Here is an 18,659-nt window from a genome sequence, read left to right on the forward strand (position 1 = left end):
GCTCCTTGATCAGTCGTCGATGCGGTGGTGCAGGATGCGGGCGACCTCGGCCATCGTGCCGGACATCGACGGGTACACCGTCGCGGTCTCGGCCAGCTGGTCGGTGGTGAGGCGGTGCGTCACGGCGAGGGTCAGCGGGTAGATCGACTCGCTGGCACGGGGCCCGACCACCACCGCGCCGAGCACCGTGCCCGTACCGGCGTGGGCGAAGATCTTGATGAACCCGTCGCGCACGCCGAGCATCTTGGCGCGCGGGTTGCGCGCCAGCGGCAGCATGCTCACCGAGTACTTCACGCCCTGCTCGTGCAGCTGCGCCTCGGACGACCCGACGGTGGCGATCTCGGGCGACGTGAAGATGTTCGCGGACACCCCGCGCAGGGACAGCGGCTTCACGGCGTCGCCCAGCGCGTGGGCCATCGCCAGCCGGCCCTGCACGGCCGCGACGGACGCCAGGGGCAGCACCCCGGTCACGTCACCGGCGGCGTACACGCCCCGGACGTTGGTGCGGGACACCTTGTCCACCTCGATGTGCCCGGACGGCGTGAGCCGCACCCCGGCCTCCTCGAGGCCCAGCCCGGCGGTGGTCGGGATCGAGCCGACCGCGAACAGGACGTGGGACCCCTCGATCACACGGCCGTCGGCGAGGGTGACCTCGACCCCGTCGGCGGTCCGGCGGGCACCCGCGGCGCGCGACTGCGACATGACCGTCATGCCGCGGGTCTTGAACACGTCCTCGAGCAGCTGGGCGGCGTCGGCGTCCTCGCCCGGCAGCACCCGCTCGCGGCTGGAGACCAGGACGACGTCGGCGCCGAGCGAGGTGTAGGCACCGGCGAACTCGGCACCGGTCACGCCGGAGCCGACCACGATCAGCCGCTTCGGCAGGGCGTCCAGGTCGTAGAGCTGGGTCCAGGTGAGGATGCGCTCGCCGTCGGGCCGTGCCGAGTCGAGCGTGCGCGGGGTGGCGCCGGTGGCGATGAGCACGACGTCGGCCTCGAGCGTGAGGTCCTCGACGCCCTCCTGCCGGGTCACGACGACGCGCGACGGGCCGTCGAGCCGCGCGTGCCCGAGCAGGATCGTCACGCCCTCGCGCTCGAGCCGCGCCCGGATGTCCGCCGACTGCGCGGCCGCGAGCGCCTTGACGCGCGTGTTCACGGCGGCGAGGTCGATGCGGTGCCGCAGCTCCTCCAGGGCGCCCGACAAGGGCGTGCCGTCGAGCCGGATGCCCAGCTCGGGTGCACGGTCGGCGATGGTCATCCACTCGGCGGTCGCGATGAGCGTCTTGGAGGGCACCACGTCGGTCAGCACGGCCGCCCCGCCCATGCCTGCCGCCTCGACGACGGTGACGTCCGCCCCGAGCCGCCTGCCGACGAGGGCCGCCTCGTAGCCACCGGGTCCACCGCCGACGATGACGACGCGGACGGCGGGCGACTCGGGCGATCTCGGCTCAGCGGTGCTCACGAGCACCCATTCTGCCCGTCCGACGCCGTGCGGCCAGCGCGTTAGCCTCGGTCCATGAGCGACGTCACACCTGCCCCCGACCTCGACGACCCCACGACCGACCCGTTCGACATCGCCCGGGAGGCCGCCGCATACATCGCGCAGGCGACCGGCGTGGCGCGTCATCACGTCGCCCTGGTGCTCGGGTCCGGCTGGGGCGGGGCCGCGGAGCTGCTGGGCGAGACGGTCGCGGAACTGCCCAGCCACGACGTCCCGGGGTTCGCCGCGCCGGCCGTCGTCGGGCACGTCGGCACCATCCGGTCCATCCGGATCGAGGGCACCGACCGGCACGCGCTCGTGCTGGGCTCGCGCACCCACCTCTACGAGGGCCGGGGCGTGCGCCGGGTGGTCCACGGTGTGCGGACGGCGGCCGCGACGGGCGCGTCGACCGTCGTGCTGACCAACGGCTGCGGCGGTCTCAACCCGCTGTGGGGTCCGGGCACGCCGGTGCTCATCAACGACCACCTCAACCTCACGGCCACCTCCCCGCTCGAGGGCGCCACTTTCGTCGACCTCACGGACCTGTACTCGAGCCGCCTGCGCGCGGTCGCGCGCGAGGTGGACCCGACGCTCGACGAGGGCGTCTACGTGCAGTTCCGCGGCCCGCACTACGAGACGCCCGCCGAGGTCCGGATGGCCGGCACGCTCGGCGGCGACCTCGTCGGCATGTCGACGACGCTCGAGGCCATCGCCGCTCGCCAGGCCGGCATCGAGGTGCTCGGGATCTCGCTCGTCACCAACCTCGCCGCAGGCATCAGCCCCGAGCCGCTGTCGCACGAGGAGGTCCTCGAGGCCGGCCGCGCGGCGGGCCCTCGGATCAGCGCGCTGCTCGCCCAGATCGTGCGCCGGCTGTAAGCGGGCGCGCACCCGGCGGGCTGAGTACGTTGGCCCCATGACCGGCGACGACGCATGGGCAGGCCTCGAGGCGCGGGTACAGACCTGGATCGAGGACGACCCCGACCCGCAGACGGCCGACGAGCTGCGCGACCTGCTCGACCTCGCCCGCGCCGCGCCCCCGACCATCGCGCCGGGCCACGAGCCGGACCCGACGCAGCGCCAGGCGCTCGACGCCCGGTCCGCCGCCCGCGCGGAGCTGGCCGACCGCTTCACGGGCCTGCTGCAGTTCGGCACCGCCGGGCTGCGCGGGCGGCTGGGCGGTGGCCCGCACCGGATGAACCGCGCGGTCGTCATCCGCGCGGCGTCGGGGCTCGCGGACTACCTGCTCGGTGAGCTGGACGGCGTCCAGCCCCGGCCGCGCGTGGTGATCGGGTACGACGCCCGGCACAAGTCCGTCGACTTCGCCCGCGACTCGGCGGCGGTCCTGACGGCCGTCGGCATCGAGGTGCTGGTCCTGCCGTCGGCCCTGCCCACGCCGGTCCTCGCGTTCGCGGTCCGCCACCTGGGGGCCGACGCCGGGATCATGGTCACCGCGTCGCACAACCCGCCGCAGGACAACGGCTACAAGGTCTACCTGGGCGGTCGCGTGGTCACCGACGCGGGCCAGGGAGCACAGATCGTGCCCCCCTCCGACGCGGCGATCGCCGCCGAGATCGCGCACGTCCCCTCGGTCGCGTCCGTGCCGCGCGCCGCGAACGGCTGGACCGTGCTCGGCCCCGAGGTGCTCGACGCGTACGTGGCGTCCGTCGTGGCGCTCGCACCCACCGACGAGGCCACCCGCGAGGCGGCGAGGCGGCTACGCATCGTCCTGACCCCGCTGCACGGCGTCGGCGGCGAGGTGGCCCGGCGCGTGCTCGCCGAGGCGGGCTTCACCGACGTGCTGGTGGTGCCGGAGCAGGCCGAGCCGGACGGGGACTTCCCGAGCGTCGCGTTCCCCAACCCCGAGGAGCCGGGCGCGATCGACCTGGCCATCGGGCTGGCCAGCGACGAGCGCGCCGACCTGGTGATCGCGCTGGACCCGGATGCGGACCGCTGCGGGGTGGGCATCCAGGACCTGCGCCACCGCTCGTTCCGGGGGCCGGACACCGCCGAGGCGGAGGGCTGGCGCATCCTGCACGGCGACGAGACCGGGTCGCTCCTCGGGGCGCGCGTGGCGGGGAACGCGCCGCTGGACGGCGCCACCTTCGCCAGCTCGATCGTGTCCTCGCGGCTGCTCGGCAAGATCGCCGCGGCCGCCGGGTACCGGCACGCGCAGACGCTCACCGGGTTCAAGTGGATCTCTCGCGTCGACGGGCTCGTGTTCGGGTACGAGGAGGCGCTCGGGTACTGCGTCGACCCCGCGCACGTGCGAGACAAGGACGGCATCTCGGCCGCGGTGCTGGTCGCGGGCCTGGCGGCGCGTCTGAAGGCGGAGGGCCGGACCGTCGTCGACGCCCTCGACGACCTCGCCCGCACCCACGGCCTGCACCTGACCGACCAGGTCTCCGCCCGGTTCTCCGACCTCTCGCAGATCGGCGAGACGGTCGGCCGGCTCCGCAGCCGGCCGCCGAGGTCGCTGGGCGGGTCCCACGTGACCGAGGTGGTCGACCTGGCCGCGGGGTCGGAGGACGACCGCGACGGGCTCCCGCCCACCGAGGGCCTGCGGCTACTCACCGCCGACGGGACGCGCGTCATCGTGCGACCCAGCGGGACCGAGCCGAAGGTCAAGTGCTACCTCGAGGTCGTCCTGCCGGTCGACCCGTCCGCGGACCACCGGGCCGTCGGCAAGGTGCGGCACGACGCGCGCACGCGCCTGGACGCGGTCGCGGCCGACGTGCGGGCGGCGCTGGGGATCTAGCGCGTCCGTGCGCAGGTGACCTGCGGGACCTGCAGGCCGCTGTCCCCCGGACCGGTCTGGTGGAAGCCGAACGTGGCGGTGTCCCCGTCACGCAGGCTGCCGTTGTAGCTCATGTTCTCGGCGGTGACGTTGGAGCCGCTGGTGCCGAGCCGCGCGTTCCACGCGCTGGTGACCTGGGCGCCCTGCGGCAACGCCCAGGAGACGGCCCACCCGTCCACCCCCGCGCCACCCGCGGTGACGACGACCTCGACCTGGAACCAGTTCTGCCCCTCCGAGCTCCAGTGGTTCACCACCGTGTACGTCGCGGAGCACGCGCTGGCCGGGAGCGGCTCCGGTGGCTCCACGCCGCCCACCGTCGGCGTCGGCTGCGGCACGGGCGGCTGCGCGACGGGCGGAGCGCCGGCCGTGGACGACGGCGTCGGGGTGGCGCTCGGCGTCGGTGACGGTGCGGGGGTCGTCGGCTCGGGCGTCGGGGTCGGCGTCGGGACGGGCAGGTCGGCGAGCAGGAGGTCGGTCGCCGCGAACGGGGTCGGTGCCACCGCCACGTCGGGCGGGCCCTCCCGGCCGTCGCACCAGCGGGCCGGGTCGAACGTCGTGTAGCTCCCGGACGCGCACGTGAAGCCGGCGATGGCGTCGCCCGCCACGAGCGTGGTCCCGCTCAGGTGCGCCCCGGACCGCACGATGGCGACGTCGCGCACGACCGCCTGGTCCTGGACGACGGCGCCCGCCTCGACCCACGCCCGGCCCTCGACGCGCGCCTCCCCGAGCACCTGCGCGTCGCCCCGGACCACGGCGTCGGGTCCGACGTAGGCCGTCGGGTCCACGGTCGCGCGGTCGTCGACGAACCCGCCGCCGTTGGCGTGCCGGTGCCCGCCCAGCTCGGCCGGGTCGGTGAGGTCGTCGGCCACCGTCGCGCCGGACACCCGGAACTCGTAGGGGTAGCGCGCGACGTCACCGAACGCGTCGCCGGAGCCGTACCGGTGGCTCGCCGTCGGCGTGCCGACGACCACGAGGTAGGCCTCGTTCTCCCCCGTGCGCAGCGTGAGCTGCACCTGCTGGTCGAGGCTCTCCGTGACGGGGCTGTAGCGCGGGACGCCGGCCCGCATCGCGACGAACCCGAAGCTCAGACCGGCGTCGGCGGCGACCTCGTGCCCCCGGACGCGGACGTGGATGTCCCGCACCCCGGGGTCGGGCCGGAGCCGCACGACCGTGTAGCCGTAGTCGGACGGGGCGAACGCGCCGAGCACGCGGTAGTGGCCGGGGTCGCCCTCGACGGCCTCGACGGGGGTGGTGCGGTCCGCGAGCAGCACCGGGTCGAGCCGGTCCACCCCTGCGGCGATCGCGCTGCGGTCCGTGAAGTCCCACGCGACGGTGCGCAGGGCGTACTCGGCGACGCGCCGGTTCAGGTCCGCCTGGGTGAGGCCGGTCAGACGCGTGTAGGTGCTGAGCGGGTCCTCGCCGGCCTCGGCCTCGCGCCACATGCGGCCGAGCAGCTGCTCGCCGTCGCGCTCGGCCAGGTACTGCAGCAGCAACCAGCTGCCGTCACCGAGGCGGGGGCTCGCCCAGTGCAGCTGCGGGCTGCGCACGAGGTCCGCCGGGTTCCCGATCCCCCCGGGCGCGGCCACGGTGGCCAGGTAGGCGGCGCTGGCGGCCCAGAACGTCGCGGCCTCGTCGGAGGCGAACCCCCCGGGCGCGTCGAGGACGGCGAAGCCCTGCACGACCTCGGCGAAGCCGCGCGCCAGCTCCCACGACGGGTCGAACTCGGAGCCACCGACGAGCGTGGAGTCGCCGGTGACCGGCGCGGTCGCGGACTCGTGGCCGCGGGCGGTCAGCGCCGGGACGTCGACTCGCAGCATGCCGATCCCGTCGACGACGGTGCCGGTGGCACCTCGCTCCGACCGACCGAGCCCGCCGCTCAGGGGGACGACCACCGTGCTCTCGAGCGCTCCGGGCCCCGTCGACCAGGTGCCGTCGACGACCACGACGATCTTGTGCCGCGCGATCGCGCCGTCGTCGTCGACCACGTCGAGGTCGTGCACGTCGAGCGCGTACAGGGCGTCGAGCTGGGCGACCGCGCGGGCGGGGTCGAACCGCAGCTCGGCGGCGGCTCTCGTGGGGTCGGCACCGGCGCGGTCGCCCCAGGCCAGCACCACGTCCTGGCCCTCGCGCACGTGGGCGTCGTCCCAGGCCTGCTCCCACGCGGCGGGGACCGCCACGCTCTTGCCGGCCTGGCTGTTCCGGACGGCGGCGCCCACGCCGAGCCCGGCGGCGAGGAAGCCGAGGACGACGACGACGGCGATCCCGCTACGTCCCCACCGTGCCATCCGTGCTGTCCCCTCGCCTGCCTCTCGCGTGCGCGCGCCCCGGCTCCGCCGGATGGCTGCCCCACTGTCGCCGACGCCCTCGGGTGAGTCAATCGGGTGCACAACCACCGATCGGGTGATTCGTCCCTTCGCGAACGCGCCGTGCTCATATGAGCAAAGATCCCTACGAGTGTTGCGATGCGCGGCGCAGCATGCCTACTGTGGAAGGACGGGAGAGGAACCGCATGATCGAGTCGGACGAGCTGCTGTCCATCCGCGCCGCCGAGCTGTACTACGAGGAGGACAAGACCCAGGACGAGATCGGGTCGATCCTCGCGCTCACCCGCTGGAAGGTCGGCCGCCTGCTCGCGCAGGCCAAGGCAAGCGGGTTCGTCCGGATCGAGATCGTCCACCCCCGCGCGCGCCGCCTGCCCGTCGAGCGCCGTCTGCGGGAGACGTGCGGCCTCGCCGACGCGATCGTCGTGTCCACCTCCGGCGTCGAGGACCAGGACGAGCTGCAGTCGCGCACCGCGCAGGCCGCCGCCGACTACCTGGCCACGCTACGGCCCGTGCCGCGCACGCTCGGGATCAGCTGGGGCCGCACGCTCGACGACGTCTCGCGGCACCTGCACGACGGCTGGGCGGGCGGCGTGGACGTCGTGCAGATCAACGGTGGCGTCAGCCTCAACCGGCGCGCCGGCACCGCGGCCTCCACCGCGGTCACGATCGCGCAGAAGGGCGGCGGGCACGCCACGCTGCTGCCCAGCCCGGCGATCCTCGAGCGCCTGGAGACCAAGCGCGCCATCGAGTCCGACCGTGCGGTGTCCGCCGTCCTCGACCTGGCGTCGAACGCCGACGCCTACCTGTTCAGCGCCGGCGCGGCCGACGCCACCTCCGTCCTCGTCGACAGCGGCTACCTGACGTCCGACGACGTCGCGGGGCTGGTCCGCCGCGGCGCGGTCGGCGACGTCGTCGGCCGCTACGTCGACGGCGCGGGCGCCATCGTCGACGAGCGGCTCGACGAGCGGACCATCGGCCTGCCGCTGGAGAGCCTGCGTGCGGCGCAGCTGAGCATCGCGGTCATCGCCGGCGCGGCCAAGCACGCCGTCGCGCGCGCGGTCGTGGCCAGCGGCCTGTGCACCGTGCTCGTCACCGACGAGGAGACGGCCCTGCACCTCATCGAGAACCACCCATCCGTCCCGGACAGCGAAGGTCAGCGAGGCACAGCATGACAAGCACCCAGATCGTCCCCGGGGAGCGCGCGGTCGCCCTCCTGGGCGGCGAGGCGAACGACGCCAACCTGCGTCGGTACATGCACGGCATCCCCGGTGTCGACGCCGTCGGGCTCGAGCAGCGGGCCGCCGGGCTCGGCACGCGCTCGATCAAGACCACCTCGAAGGCCTGGGCGCTCGACCGCATCATCGGGCTCATCGACCTGACCACCCTCGAGGGGGCGGACACGCCGGGCAAGGTGCGCTCGCTCGTCGCGAAGGCGATCACGCCCGACGCAGCGGACCCTGGCTGCCCCCGCGTCGCAGCGGTGTGCGTGTACGGCGACATGGTCCCGCACGCGGTGCAGGCGCTCGGCACGGCCCACGGCGACCCGGACCAGGGCAAGATCGCCGTCGCCGCCGTCGCCACGGCGTTCCCGAGCGGCCGCTCGTCCCGGTCCATCAAGCTCGAGGACACGGCCGACGCGGTCGCCGCGGGTGCCGACGAGATCGACATGGTCATCGACCGCGGGGCGTTCCTCGCGGGCCGGTACGGCCAGGTGTACGACGAGATCGTCGCGGTCAAGGAGGCCTGCCGCCGCGCCGACGGCACCTCCGCGCACCTCAAGGTCATCCTCGAGACCGGCGAGCTGACCACCTACGACAACGTCCGCCGCGCCTCGTGGCTCGCGATCCTCGCCGGCGGCGACTTCATCAAGACGTCGACCGGCAAGGTCTCCCCCGCCGCGACGCTGCCGGTCACGCTGCTGATGCTCGAGGTCGTGCGCGACTGGCACCGGCTCAGCGGCGAGAAGGTCGGCGTCAAGCCGGCCGGCGGCATCCGCGCGTCGAAGGACGCGATCAAGTACCTGGTGACCGTCGCGGAGACGGTCGGCGAGGAGTGGCTGACGCCGCACCTGTTCCGGTTCGGGGCGTCGAGCCTGCTGAACGACGTGCTGCTGCAGCGCCAGAAGATGACGACCGGGCACTACTCCGGCCCCGACTACGTGACGATCGACTGAAGGGCCCACAGATGTCATTCCTCGAGTACGCCCCGGCGCCCGAGTCTCAGGCGATCCTGAACCTGCGCAGCGAGTACGGCCTGTTCATCGACGGCGAGTTCCGCGAGGGCCACGGCACGCCGTTCGCGTCCATCTCCCCGGCCACCGAGAAGCACCTCGCGACGATCGCGCACGCCGACGCGGCCGACGTGGACGCGGCCGTCGCCGCCGCCCGTCGCGCCTACGACCGCACCTGGTCGCGCATGTCCGGCGCCGACCGGGGCAAGTACCTGTTCCGGATCGCGCGGCTGGTCCAGGAGCGCAGCCGCGAGCTCGCCGTGGCGGAGAGCCTCGACAACGGCAAGCCCATCAAGGAGAGCCGCGACGTCGACGTGCCGCTCGTGGCCGCGTGGTTCTTCTACTACGCGGGCTGGGCCGACAAGCTCGACCACGTCGGGCTCGGCGCCTCCCCCGCACCCCTCGGCGTCGCAGCGCAGGTCATCCCGTGGAACTTCCCGCTGCTCATGCTGGCGTGGAAGATCGCCCCCGCGCTGGCCGCCGGCAACACGGTCGTCCTCAAGCCGGCCGAGACCACGTCGTTGACGGCCCTGCTGTTCGCGGAGATCGTGCAGCAGGCGGACCTGCCGCCCGGCGTCGTCAACATCATCACCGGCGCGGGCGAGACCGGCGCCGCGCTGGTCGGCCACGGTGACGTCGACAAGGTCGCGTTCACGGGGTCCACCTCGGTCGGCCGGGCGATCGCGCGGTCGGTCGCCGGGACGAACAAGAAGCTGACCCTCGAGCTGGGCGGCAAGGCGGCGAACATCGTGTTCGACGACGCCCCGATCGACCAGGCCATCGAGGGCATCGTCAACGGCATCTTCTTCAACCAGGGCCACGTGTGCTGCGCGGGCAGCCGCCTGCTGGTCCAGGAGTCCATCCACGACGAGGTCATCGACCGTCTCAAGACGCGTCTGTCGACGCTGCGCCTGGGCGACCCGCTGGACAAGAACACCGACATCGGTGCCATCAACAGCGCCGAGCAGCTGGAGCGGATCCGCGAGCTGAGCGACGTCGGCGAGGCCGAGGGCGCCGAGCGCTGGACCGCCGCGTGCACCATCCCGGAGAACGGCTTCTGGTACGCGCCGACGATCTTCACCAACGTCTCTACCAGCCACCGGATCGCCCGCGAGGAGATCTTCGGCCCGGTGCTGAGCGTCCTGACGTTCCGCACCCCGGCCGAGGCCATCGCCAAGGCCAACAACACCCCGTACGGCCTGTCCGCGGGCATCTGGACCGACAAGGGCAGCCGCATCCTCGCCGTCGCCGACAAGCTCCGCGCCGGCGTGGTCTGGGCCAACACCTTCAACCGGTTCGACCCGTCCAGCCCGTTCGGCGGCTACAAGGAGTCCGGCTACGGCCGCGAGGGTGGCCGCCACGGCATCGCCGCGTACCTGAAGACCGCCGCACCGGCCCTCGTCGCCGCCGCACCCGCGCGCAAGACCGTCACCAAGGGAGCCACCAAGTGACCCGCCTCGCCGTCCCGAAGACGTACAAGCTCTACATCGGCGGGGCGTTCCCGCGCAGCGAGTCGGGCCGCACCTACGAGGTCGTCAGCGCGAAGGGCGCCTTCCTGGCGAACGCCGCCCAGGCGTCCCGCAAGGACGCCCGGGACGCGGTGGTCGCCGCCCGCGCTGCCGTCGGCGGCTGGTCGGGTGCCACCGCGTACAACCGCGGCCAGGTGCTCTACCGGATCGCCGAGCTGCTCGAGGGCCGGCGGGCGCAGTTCGTCGCCGAGATCGTCGACGCCGAGGGCGTGAGCGCGGCTGCCGCGACCGCACAGGTGGACGCCGCGATCGACCGGTGGGTCTGGTACGCGGGCTGGGCCGACAAGTACGCGCAGGTCGCCGGCAACGCCAACCCCGTCTCCGGGCCCTACTTCAACATCTCCGTGCCGGAGCCGACGGGCGTCGTCGCGATCATCGCGCCGCAGGACTCGTCGCTGCTGGGGCTGGTGTCGGCGGTCGCCCCGGCGCTCGTCTCCGGGAACACGGTCGTGGTGGTGGCCTCGGAGAGGCTTCCCCTTTCAGCGATCAGCCTGTCCGAGGTCCTCGCGACGAGCGACGTGCCCAAGGGTGTCGTCAACGTCCTCACGGGCTCCCCCGCGGAGATCGCCCCGTGGCTCGCCAGCCACCAGGACGTCAACGCCCTCGACCTGGTCGGCGCCGGCGCACTCGACTGGATCGACCTGCAGATCGCCGCCGCCGACACGCTCAAGCGCGTGCTCCCGCCGGAGAACGGCCTGGACGCGGCAGCCCCGTCCCTCGACCGCATCACGGCCTTCGTCGAGACGAAGACGGTCTGGCACACGAAGGGCCTGATCTAGCCCTCGCCGGCATCGAGGACAGCGTGGGTCGCGTCATCCGGTGTGATGGCGCGACCCACGCCGTTCTGACGGTCAGGCGCGGTGCCGGCCGCCCCGTGCGGAGGCGTACGCCGGGCGGATGACCTGGTCGATCAGCGCCGAGCGCTCGTCGTGGTGCAGGAACGAGTGCGCCGCGGCGGTCACCGCCACGTCGCGCAGGTCGACCAGCTCCCAGCCGGCCTCCTCGACCAGCAGCGTGAGCTCCCGGGTCATGGACGTGCCGGACTGCAGCCGGTTGTCCGTGTTGACGGTGACCGCGAACCCGAGGTTCCGCAGCCGGGTCACGGGGTGCGTGGCCACGGACTCGGCGGCACCGGTCTGGACGTTCGACGACGGGCACAGCTCGAGCGGGATACGACGGTCGCGGATCCAGTGCGCGAGCGTCCCCAGCCGGTCGCCGAGCCCGTCTGTGGTGATGTCCTCGACGAGCCGGACGCCGTGCCCGATCCGGCAGGCGTGCGCGACGTGCACCGCCTCGGCGATCGACTCCACCCCGGCCGCCTCACCGGCGTGCACGGTCGTCGGGAAGTCGGCCTGCCCGAGCGTGGTGAACGCGCTCGCGTGACGGGACGGCGGGAAGCCGTCCTCGGCACCGGCGATGTCGAAGCCGACCACGCCGTTGTCCCGGTTCTCCAGGGCGAGCGCGGCGATCTCGTCACCGCGGTCGGCGTGCCGCATCGCCGTGATGAGCGTGCCGATGCGGATCGAGCGGCCGGCGGCGGACGCCTCGGCGATGCCCTCGGCGAAGCCGGCCTGCACGGCGTCGACGACCTGCTGCAGCGTCAGCCCCTTCGCCAGGTGCTGCTCGGGCGCGTACCGCTGCTCGGCGTACACGACGCCGTCCGCGGCCAGGTCGACGGCGGACTCGCGGGCGACCCGGCGCAGCCCGTCCTCGGTCTGCATCACGGCCACGGTGTGGTCGAACGTCTCGAGGTACCGCTCGAGCGTCCCGGAGCTGGCGGCCTCGACGAACCAGCGGCCCAGCTCGTCGGGGTCCGTCGCGGGCAGCTCGTGGCCGATCTCGGCGGCGAGCTCGACGATCGTCGCCGGACGCAGGCCCCCGTCCAGGTGGTCGTGCAGGACGACCTTGGGGAGCGAGGGGATCAGCGCGACGAGTGCGGCGACAGGATCGGTGGTGGCCTCGGACGGGTCGCTGGGGGCGTCGGCCACCGAGGGCTCGGAGGGGGAGGTCATGCGCTCACCGTACCGGGACGGACCGAGACGAATGACTCACCCAGGCTCAGGTGTCAGCATCCTCATCATCGACGGGCACCTCGGTGTCCTGCTCCACGACGTCCGCCTCGTCGGCACGGCCGTCGCGGTCCGCCCGGGCGAATCCCGGCGCGTACTCCTCGGGATCCTCGGTCACGGCGGTGTCGTCGACGTCGTCGGCGAGGCTGCGGGGCCCGTCCGGGTCCACCGGCGCGAGGCCGGCGTCCTTCCAGGCGTCACTTCCGGGCACGGTGCTCATCGCTCCATCGTGCCCCGGACGATGCGGGGCCGCGAGAGGTCAGGCGTCGATGCGGTCGATCACGAGCGGCCTCGTCGGGACGGACGTGCCGTGCGGGGCGACGACGACCCCGCCGGCGAGCGCCTCGCGCGCCCGCTCGAACCGCTCGGGGGTGTCGGTGTGCAGCGTCAGCAGCGGCTGGCCCGCCCGGACGACGTCGCCCGGCTTCGCGTGCAGCTCGACACCGGCGCCTGCCTGCACCGGGTCCTCCTTGCGCGCGCGTCCGGCGCCGAGGCGCCACGCCGCGATCCCCACCGCGTAGGCGTCGAGCTCGGCGAGCACCCCGTCGGCCTCGGCGAGCACCTGCGACGTCTCGCGGGCCACGGGCAGGGTCGCGTCCGGGTCCCCGCCCTGGGCGGCGATCATCCGCTTCCACGCGTCCATGGCACGCCCGTCCTGCAGGGCGGCCGCGACGTCCTGGTCGGGCCGGCCGGCCGCGGCGAGCATCTCCTGGGCCAGCGCGACCGTGAGCTCGACGACGTCCGCCGGTCCCCCGCCGGCCAGCACCTCGACGGACTCCCGAACCTCCAGCGCGTTGCCCGCGGTCAGGCCCAGCGGCGTCGACATGTCGGTCAGCAGCGCGACCGTGCGCACGCCTGCGTCGGTGCCGAGCGCGACCATCGTCCTGGCCAGCTCGCGGGCGCGGTCGACGTCCTTCATGAACGCCCCCGAGCCCACCTTGACGTCGAGCACCAGCGCGCCGGTGCCCTCGGCGATCTTCTTGCTCATGATCGAGCTCGCGATCAGCGGGATGGCCTCGACCGTGCCGGTCACGTCGCGCAGCGCGTAGAGCTTGCGGTCGGCGGGCGCGAGCCCGGACCCGGCCTGGCAGATGACCGCGCCGACGTCGTCGAGCTGCGCCATCATCTCGTCGTTGCTCAGCGCGGCCCGCCAGCCGGGGATGGACTCCAGCTTGTCCAGGGTCCCGCCCGTGTGGCCCAGCCCGCGGCCGGACAGCTGCGGGACGGCGACCCCGAACACCGCCACGAGCGGTGCCAGCGGCAGCGTGATCTTGTCCCCCACGCCGCCGGTCGAGTGCTTGTCCGCGGTCGGCCGCGACAGCCCCGAGAAGTCCATGCGCTCGCCGCTCGCGATCATCGCGGCGGTCCACCGGGCGATCTCCGCGCGGTCCATGCCGTTGAGCAGGATCGCCATGTTCAGCGCGGACATCTGCTCCTCGGCGACGACCCCGCGCGTGTAGGCGTCGATGACCCAGTCGATCTGCGCGTCGGACAGCCGGTGCCCGTCACGCTTGGCGACGATGACGTCGACGGCGTCGTGCTGCTCGGCGTGCGCTCGGGAGCTCATGCCCGTTCCTCCAGGTCCGCCGGCCCGAACGCGTCCGGGAGCACCTCGGTCATCGGCTTGACGCCGTGCGTCGTCTCGACGAGCAGCCGCGCTCCCCCGTGCTCCCACAGCAGCTGCCGGCAGCGACCGCAGGGCATGAGGACGTTGCCGTGCTTGTCGACGCACGTGAACGCGACCAGCCGCCCGCCCCCGGAGACGTGCAGCCCGGAGACCAGCGCGCACTCGGCGCACAGGGTGACGCCGTACGAGGCGTTCTCGACGTTGCAGCCGACGACGACCCGGCCGTCGTCCACGAGCGCCGCAGCGCCCACGGGGAACTGCGAGTAGGGCGCGTACGCCTTGTGCATGACCTCGGTGGCGGCGGAGCGCAACGCGTCCCAGTCGATGTTCACGGTGCTCACTTCGTGTAGGGGATTCCTTCGGCGGCCGGCGGGCGCACCCGTCCGACGAGCCCCGCGACGGCGAAGATCGTCACGATGTAGGGCGTCATCAACATGATCTGGCTGGGGATCGGCGTCTGGATGATGCTCAGCTGCAGCTGCAGGTTGTTGGCGAACCCGAACAGCAGGGCCGCCGCCAGCGCACCCTTCGGGCTCCAGCGGCCCAGGATCATCGCGGCGAGCGCGATGTAGCCCTTGCCGCCGGTCATCTCCTTGCCGAACGCGAGCCCCGCGGCGACCGTGAAGAACGCACCACCGAGTCCCGCGACGGCTCCGCCCAGCACCGTGGCGCGCAGCCGGGTGCGGTTGACCTTGATGCCGACGGTGTCCGCGGCCTTGGGGTGCTCCCCGACCGACCGGAGCCGCAGGCCCCACCGGGACTTGAAGACCATGATCTGCAGCAGGATCACGACGACGTACATGATGTAGACGAGCGCCGTCTGCCGGAACAGCACCGGGCCCAGGATCGGGATCTGGGAGAGCACGGGGATGCTGATCACGGGCAGGCCGGGCGGGTTGTTCCAGGTGTCCGGGTTCTCCTTGAGCACGGTGGAGAACAGGTAGCTGGTCACGCCGATCACCAGCACGTTGAGCACGACGCCGACGATGATCTGGTTGACGACGTACTTGATCGAGAACAGCACCAGCAGCAGGCCCACCAGGGCGCCGGCGACGGGCGCGGCGATCAGGCCCGCGTACGCGCTGCCGGTCAGGGTGGCGACGACGGCCGCGAGGAACGCGCCACCCAGCAGCTGGCCCTCGATGGCGATGTTGATGATGCCGGACCGCTCGCACAGCAGACCGGCCAGCGCCCCGAACACCAGCGGGATGGCGAGGAACAGCGAACCCTGGAGCAGACCGGTGAGCGGCAGCGAGCTGCCCTTGCCGGCGACGGCCCACACGAGGAACGCGAACACCATGAGGAAGCCGTAGGTGATCGGCAGCCACGCACCGGCCTTCTCGCGGCGGCGCGTCTCGTAGAACGACACCCCGGCGAGCGCGAGCGCCCCGAGGCACAGGAGGATCGCGGTGAGCTTCGACGGCACCGAGAACGGGGTGAACTGGATGAAGTCCCGGCTCGTCGAGATGGCGAACGTGCTGTGCTCGCCGCTCGGTGCGAGCAGCCCGAACACCACGAGGCCGAACAGCGCGACCGCCGCGTAGGCGATCGGTGCGTGCCACTTGATCGGGGGCAGGACCAGCGCGGAGGCCGGGCGGGCGGGTGCCGACGACGACGCGTCGATCGTGGGGGCGCTCATGCGCTGACCTCCTTCGCGGCGACGGGGACGACCGGCTTCGGTGCGCGTGGCGTGTCCGGTGACGGCAGTCGGAAGACCGACCGGACCAGCGGCGGGGCCGCGATGAACAGGACGATGAGCGACTGCACGACGAGCACGATGTCGATCGGCGTCCCGGTGCGTGCCTGCATGACCACACCGCCCGCACGCAGCGCGCCGAACAGGATGCCGGCGAGCACCGTGCCCAGCGGCTTGGACCGGCCGAGCAGCGCGACCGTGATGGCGTCGAACCCGTAGCTCGCCGCGACCCCGGCGGTGAGGACCCGCTCAGTCCCGAGCACCTGCGCCGAGCCGGCGAGGCCCGCGAGCGCACCGGCCGTGAGCATGACCCACACGTAGGTCGCGTTGACGGAGATGCCCGCGGTGCGTGCGGCGTGCGGGTTGGAGCCGACCGCCCGGAACCGGAAGCCGATCGTCGAGCGCTCCATCAGCCACCAGGTGAAGAACGCGGCGGCGATGGCGACCAGGAACCCGGCGTGCAGGCGGTAGCCGCTGCCGAGCAGCAGCGGGTAGGCCGCGCTGTCCGGGATCGGCGGGCTGACGGGGTTGTTGCTCCCGGTGCGCTGGAACGCGTCGAGGCTCAGCAGGTACGCGACCAGGTAGATCGCGATGTTGTTGAGCATGATCGTGACGATGACCTCGTGCGCACCCGTGCGCGCCTTCAGCACACCGGCGATGCCGGCCCACAGGGCACCACCGAGCGCGGCACCGAAGACGCAGAGCAGCAGGTGCACCACCGGCGGCAGGTCGAACGTGAAGCCGATGAACCCCGCGAAGATCCCCCCGAGGATGATCTGGCCCTGCGCGCCGATGTTGAACAGGCCGGCGCGGAAGCCGATGCCCAGGCCGAGACCGGCCAGGATGAGCGGCGTCGCGACCGTGAGGGTCTCGGTGAACGGCCGGACCGCGCGGCCCAGCTCCTCGGCCCGCGGGTCGAAGACGGCTCCGGCGAACAGCGCGGCGTAGGCCTCCGAGACCGCGGTCCACGCCGCGGAGATCAGGTCGCTGGGCCGCGAGAAGAAGTAGCTCGCGGTCGCCTGCACCTCGGCGTCGGCCGCGGCGATCAGCAGCCCGCCGAGGATGAGCGCCAGGACGATCGCGAGCAGCGACACGAGCCAGCTGCTGGTCAGCATCTCGTGCAGGATGCGGCGGCCGCCGTCCGGCTCCTGGGCCGTCTCGGCGACCCCGGTCTGCCCGGGGGGCGGCACCGCGGCGTCGGGCAGCGGGACCGGCGTCTGGCTGCTCACAGCTGCTCCTCCAAGGGGATGGTCGTGTCGTCGCCGACCGCGTCGAGGTCGGCCTCCCCGAGCGTGGTGTGGTGCTCGGAGGCCTGCCGGACGGCGTCCTCCAGCGGGACGCCGGCCATCATCAGGCCCAGCACGTCACGGTCGGTCCCGCCGGGCACGTCGCCGACGATCCGCCCGCGGTACATGACCAGGATCCGGTCGGCGAGCGCCAGGACCTCGTCCAGCTCGGTCGACACGATGATCACGGGCGTGCCGTTGTCACGCTCCTGCACGATCCGGGAGTGCACGAACTCGATCGACCCGACGTCGAGCCCGCGGGTCGGCTGCGAGGCGATGAGCAGCCGCAGGGGCCGCGACATCTCCCGCGCGAGGACGACCTTCTGCTGGTTGCCGCCGGACAGCGTGCTCGCGTGCGCGTCGATCGACCCGGTCCGGACGTCGAACTCAGCGATGCGCCGCTCGGCGTTGGCCCGCACCGCGGCCGGCTTGAGCGCGACCCCCTTGGCGAAGGGCTCGTGGCGGTGCAGGTCGAGGATGAGGTTCTCCGCGATGGAGAAGTCGGCGATGACGCCGTCGGTCGAGCGGTCCTCCGGGACGAACCCGAGGCCGGCGTCGAGCACGTCCCGCACGGACTTGCCCACCATCTCGACCCCGTCGAGCCGGACGGAGCCCGCGACCGGCGTCTGCAGCCCGAGCATGACCTCGGTGAGCTCGGTCTGGCCGTTCCCCTGGACGCCGGCGATCGAGACGATCTCGCCGCGCGCCACGTCGAACGAGATGTCGTCGAGCTGCCGCACGCCCGCCTCGTCGATGACCGTCAGGTTCCGGACCTGGACCGTCGCCTCACCGGGCACGGCCTCGGTGCGCGCGACACCGAGCGACACGGACCGTCCGACCATGAGCGAGGCGAGCTCGGTCTCCGTGGAGGTCGGCTCGGCGCTGCCGACCACCTTGCCGCGCCGGATGACGGTGATCCGGTCGGCGACGGCGCGGACCTCGCGCAGCTTGTGCGTGATGAAGACGATCGACGTCCCGGACGCCTTCAGCTGACGCATGATGACGATCAGCTCGTCGGTCTCCTGCGGCGTGAGGACCGCGGTGGGCTCGTCGAGGATGAGCACCTTGGCCTGCCGGGACAGCGCCTTGATGATCTCGACGCGCTGCTGGACGCCGACGGGCAGGTCCTCGATATAGGCGTCGGGGTCGACGTGGAACCCGAACCGGTCGGAGATCTCCTTGACCCGGCGACGCGCCTCGGGCAGGTCGATCAGGCCGCCGCCGCGCACGGGCTCGTGGCCGAGGACCACGTTCTCCGCGACGGTGAAGACGGGGACGAGCATGAAGTGCTGGTGGACCATGCCGATGCCGGCGGCCATCGCGTCCCCGGGCCCGGTGAACGTCACGGGCGCGTCGTCGACGAGGATCCGGCCGTCGTCGGGGTCGTACAGGCCGTAGAGCACGTTCATCAGGGTGCTCTTGCCGGCGCCGTTCTCCCCGAGGAGCGCGTGGATCTCACCGGGCTCCACGACGAGGTCGATGTGGTCGTTGGCGACCAACGACCCGAAGGTCTTGGTGATGCCCTGCAGCTCCAGCTTCACCGGTCGTCTCCCTCGACGTCACGACTGTCCTCAGACACTATCCATCCCCTCACGAGGTCGGTGCTGGACAGGCCGACGGCCCGGGCG

At 72.9% G+C, this 18,659-nt stretch carries 15 protein-coding genes; 6 read left to right on the forward strand and 9 right to left on the reverse strand.

Features of this window, described 5'->3' with window-relative positions:
* Positions 1-9: 9 nt before the first annotated feature.
* Positions 10-1,458, reverse strand: a complete 1,449-nt coding sequence (locus CXY01_RS15850) for an NAD(P)H-quinone dehydrogenase (protein ID WP_146928972.1) — start codon at positions 1,456-1,458, stop codon at positions 10-12.
* Between the two features lie 54 nt (positions 1,459-1,512).
* On the opposite strand from CXY01_RS15850, the gene CXY01_RS15855 reads away from it, so the two are divergent.
* Together CXY01_RS15855 and CXY01_RS15860 are read left to right on the forward strand one after the other, a co-directional pair.
* Complete coding sequence (locus CXY01_RS15855) at positions 1,513-2,352, forward strand: purine-nucleoside phosphorylase (RefSeq protein ID WP_146928975.1); 840 nt, start codon at positions 1,513-1,515, stop codon at positions 2,350-2,352.
* 37 nt (positions 2,353-2,389) lie between these two features.
* Positions 2,390-4,231, forward strand: coding sequence for a phospho-sugar mutase (locus CXY01_RS15860; RefSeq protein ID WP_146928978.1), 1,842 nt, complete (start codon positions 2,390-2,392; stop codon positions 4,229-4,231).
* Here the strand turns inward: CXY01_RS15860 and CXY01_RS15865 are convergent.
* A complete protein-coding gene (locus CXY01_RS15865; RefSeq protein ID WP_146928980.1) occupies positions 4,228-6,555 on the reverse strand; it encodes a DUF6055 domain-containing protein in 2,328 nt (775 codons plus the stop codon). The two genes, CXY01_RS15860 and CXY01_RS15865, sit on opposite strands and share 4 nt — an antisense overlap.
* Before the next feature lie 224 nt (positions 6,556-6,779).
* On the opposite strand from CXY01_RS15865, the gene CXY01_RS15870 reads away from it, so the two are divergent.
* The 4 genes from CXY01_RS15870 to CXY01_RS15885 are packed head-to-tail and all read left to right on the forward strand — an operon-like array spanning position 6,780 to position 11,132.
* Positions 6,780-7,766: a sugar-binding transcriptional regulator gene (locus CXY01_RS15870; RefSeq protein WP_146928982.1), complete on the forward strand. Its 987-nt coding sequence runs from the start codon at positions 6,780-6,782 to the stop codon at positions 7,764-7,766.
* Positions 7,763-8,767, forward strand: a complete 1,005-nt coding sequence (gene deoC / locus CXY01_RS15875) for a deoxyribose-phosphate aldolase (RefSeq protein WP_146928984.1) — start codon at positions 7,763-7,765, stop codon at positions 8,765-8,767. Before CXY01_RS15870 ends, deoC begins: the two co-directional genes overlap by 4 nt.
* Positions 8,768-8,778: 11 nt before the next feature.
* Entirely contained in the window at positions 8,779-10,275 is a 1,497-nt protein-coding gene (locus CXY01_RS15880) for an aldehyde dehydrogenase family protein (RefSeq protein WP_146928986.1), read from the forward strand.
* Positions 10,272-11,132, forward strand: coding sequence for an aldehyde dehydrogenase family protein (locus CXY01_RS15885; protein WP_146928988.1), 861 nt, complete (start codon positions 10,272-10,274; stop codon positions 11,130-11,132). The genes CXY01_RS15880 and CXY01_RS15885 overlap by 4 nt, the downstream gene beginning before the upstream one ends.
* Positions 11,133-11,204: 72 nt before the next feature.
* Here the strand turns inward: CXY01_RS15885 and CXY01_RS15890 are convergent, their stop codons facing one another.
* Genes CXY01_RS15890 through CXY01_RS15920 form a run of 7 tightly spaced genes read right to left on the reverse strand, consistent with a single transcriptional unit; the run spans position 11,205 to position 18,572 of the window.
* Positions 11,205-12,365, reverse strand: a complete 1,161-nt coding sequence (locus CXY01_RS15890; protein WP_146928990.1) for an adenosine deaminase — start codon at positions 12,363-12,365, stop codon at positions 11,205-11,207.
* Positions 12,366-12,411: 46 nt separating this feature from the next.
* Positions 12,412-12,642, reverse strand: a complete 231-nt coding sequence (locus CXY01_RS15895; protein ID WP_146928992.1) for a hypothetical protein — start codon at positions 12,640-12,642, stop codon at positions 12,412-12,414.
* Between the two features lie 39 nt (positions 12,643-12,681).
* Positions 12,682-13,989 (reverse strand): thymidine phosphorylase, encoded by a 1,308-nt coding sequence (locus CXY01_RS15900; protein WP_146928994.1) that lies wholly within the window; start codon positions 13,987-13,989, stop codon positions 12,682-12,684.
* Positions 13,986-14,381 carry a cytidine deaminase gene (locus tag CXY01_RS15905; protein ID WP_146929197.1) on the reverse strand — a complete coding sequence of 132 codons (396 nt, stop codon included), beginning with the start codon at positions 14,379-14,381 and terminating at the stop codon, positions 13,986-13,988. Before CXY01_RS15905 ends, CXY01_RS15900 begins: the two co-directional genes overlap by 4 nt.
* A 5-nt stretch (positions 14,382-14,386) precedes the next feature.
* Entirely contained in the window at positions 14,387-15,688 is a 1,302-nt protein-coding gene (locus tag CXY01_RS15910) for an ABC transporter permease (protein WP_146928995.1), read from the reverse strand.
* Positions 15,685-16,974 (reverse strand): ABC transporter permease, encoded by a 1,290-nt coding sequence (locus tag CXY01_RS15915; protein WP_371862780.1) that lies wholly within the window; start codon positions 16,972-16,974, stop codon positions 15,685-15,687. The genes CXY01_RS15910 and CXY01_RS15915 overlap by 4 nt, the downstream gene beginning before the upstream one ends.
* Positions 16,971-18,572 (reverse strand): ABC transporter ATP-binding protein, encoded by a 1,602-nt coding sequence (locus CXY01_RS15920; RefSeq protein WP_146928997.1) that lies wholly within the window; start codon positions 18,570-18,572, stop codon positions 16,971-16,973. Before CXY01_RS15920 ends, CXY01_RS15915 begins: the two co-directional genes overlap by 4 nt.
* Positions 18,573-18,659: the final 87 nt, after the last annotated feature.

Origin of the sequence: Cellulomonas xylanilytica, assembly GCF_007989805.1 — a bacterium.
Lineage (GTDB): Bacteria > Actinomycetota > Actinomycetes > Actinomycetales > Cellulomonadaceae > Cellulomonas > Cellulomonas xylanilytica.

Bases quoted from the DNA above. Each gene is read 5' to 3' on its own strand.
- CXY01_RS15855 (WP_146928975.1), top strand. From the start codon at position 1,513: ATGAGCGACGTCACACCTGCCCCCGACCTCGACGACCCCACGACCGAC.
- CXY01_RS15860 (WP_146928978.1), top strand. From the start codon at position 2,390: ATGACCGGCGACGACGCATGGGCAGGCCTCGAGGCGCGGGTACAGACC.
- CXY01_RS15865 (WP_146928980.1), bottom strand. From the start codon at position 6,555: ATGGCACGGTGGGGACGTAGCGGGATCGCCGTCGTCGTCGTCCTCGGC.
- CXY01_RS15870 (WP_146928982.1), top strand. From the start codon at position 6,780: ATGATCGAGTCGGACGAGCTGCTGTCCATCCGCGCCGCCGAGCTGTAC.
- deoC (WP_146928984.1), top strand. From the start codon at position 7,763: ATGACAAGCACCCAGATCGTCCCCGGGGAGCGCGCGGTCGCCCTCCTG.
- CXY01_RS15880 (WP_146928986.1), top strand. From the start codon at position 8,779: ATGTCATTCCTCGAGTACGCCCCGGCGCCCGAGTCTCAGGCGATCCTG.
- CXY01_RS15890 (WP_146928990.1), bottom strand. From the start codon at position 12,365: ATGACCTCCCCCTCCGAGCCCTCGGTGGCCGACGCCCCCAGCGACCCG.
- CXY01_RS15895 (WP_146928992.1), bottom strand. From the start codon at position 12,642: ATGAGCACCGTGCCCGGAAGTGACGCCTGGAAGGACGCCGGCCTCGCG.
- CXY01_RS15900 (WP_146928994.1), bottom strand. From the start codon at position 13,989: ATGAGCTCCCGAGCGCACGCCGAGCAGCACGACGCCGTCGACGTCATC.
- CXY01_RS15910 (WP_146928995.1), bottom strand. From the start codon at position 15,688: ATGAGCGCCCCCACGATCGACGCGTCGTCGTCGGCACCCGCCCGCCCG.